The organism is Cupriavidus sp. 8B (genome assembly GCF_054589115.1).
In genome coordinates this window covers 1-850 of the sequence record NZ_BAAILO010000621.1, presented here as the reverse complement: position 1 = coordinate 850, position 850 = coordinate 1, and the positions used below count along the sequence as shown (strand labels likewise).

Sequence of the window (850 nt, the reverse complement as noted above, 5' to 3'; positions counted from 1 at the left end):
TTCCTTTCCCAAGTAACGACCCAGCGCGGGGCCGACATAGCCCTGCGCCTTCGGGAGCATGCTGCGTCCATCCGCGTCGCCGTCGTTCAATTTCTTGAACGCAGGAGCAACGCATCATGCAACGAGCCATTGGCTACACCGACTTCGGTCATCCCCGCAGTCTCATAGAAGAACGGCCCCAGCGGCCACCCATCATTGGCAAGATTCGCCCGGGCATCAAGGTCCTCACCAAGAGGGCCAAGGAAAACGAGCAGGCCGTCAAGATCCACGACGCCCTGCTCGCTCAGGGCGCCTCGTTCGAGGCGATCGGGGAAGAGATCGAGCGCAAGACGAAGATCCGTAACGCACTGGTGCCCAAGAACACGGCCTGGTTCACCTGCCGCGGTTCGGACTTCACCAATCCGGCCACCGCCGACGAGATCCTCCAGAAATTCGGTGAGGATCGTGGCGATGGCCTGAAGCTGTGGCGTTTCCCGGTCATCTTCGCCTTCGACGACTGGCTGGCCAACATGCCCAACCAGTTGAAGGTCTGGGGCGCACGAGGCCTGCAGTACTTCTCCGAGTATGGCGCCGACGGCAAGCGGCATTGCATGATGTACGCCGCGCCGGAAGTGGATGAGCGCGCCCAGCGTGCCAAGCGCCTGTTTGGCGGGCGCACGGTCATCCTGCGACAGGACGACGCCATTCCCGATGGCGTGTGCGATCCGCACCAGTGCCCGCAGTACCAGGGCCGACAATGCAACCTCTCCGCCAGTCTGTATTTTTGCGTCCCGGAGATAAAGGGCCTCGGCCTGATCGAGTTGCCCACCACCTCCATCTATGTGCTGCAGAAGGCGTACGCCGCAATGCA

Annotated in this window: 1 protein-coding gene; it reads left to right on the top strand. The window is 62.0% G+C overall.

Features of this window, described 5'->3' with window-relative positions; all coding sequences use genetic code 11:
- Window positions 1-116: 116 nt before the first annotated feature.
- On the top strand, window positions 117-850 hold a 734-nt coding region (locus tag ACYP5B_RS51005), incomplete at its 3' end, for a recombination directionality factor (RefSeq protein WP_459575117.1).